The 438-nt window shown below is 52.3% G+C and carries 1 protein-coding gene; it reads right to left on the bottom strand.

Annotated features, from left to right (window positions below; translation table 11 throughout):
* Positions 1-233: 233 nt before the first annotated feature.
* The coding region (locus tag GVL03_RS20440) for a hypothetical protein (protein WP_235038290.1) at positions 234-438 on the bottom strand (205 nt) is incomplete at its 5' end.

Below are 438 nucleotides of genomic sequence, written 5' to 3'. Positions count from 1 at the left end.
GTCACGGCGCGCCAATGGCGGCTTCCACTCCACTCGAACTTGAAAGCGCTAGGCGACGCGCATCGTTTTTTGTCGGCTGGTCATAAGATAAATTGATGCGGATTAATCACTTTCGAAACGGATCTCAAATCGAGCACGCCGTTTCTTAGGAGTACTGCGAGACTTTGAGATGCAACATTTATATCGGTGTCAAATTCGTCCCTACGGTTGTCGATCCCAGGCAAGTGAGGCGCTCACTTGGCCGCCGCGACATCTTTTCCACTGGGCGCAACGGGCTCGGAATCAAAGACACCTTCCAAATATTTGGCGTAGTGCTCCTGCAAGTGTTTGAGGGAGGCGCCCTTGTCCGCTTGGTATTCGAGCCGTTCTTGGAAAAACTTCATGCGACTTCTGTTCTCCGCCAACACTTGGCCCCAGGTCTTCACGAAGATGCATACG

Origin of the sequence: Microbacterium sp. 18062 (assembly GCF_902706225.1) — a bacterium.
GTDB lineage: Bacteria > Actinomycetota > Actinomycetes > Actinomycetales > Microbacteriaceae > Microbacterium.
The sequence above is the reverse complement of the archived record's forward strand: the minus strand, read 5'-3'. Positions and strand labels throughout refer to the sequence as shown.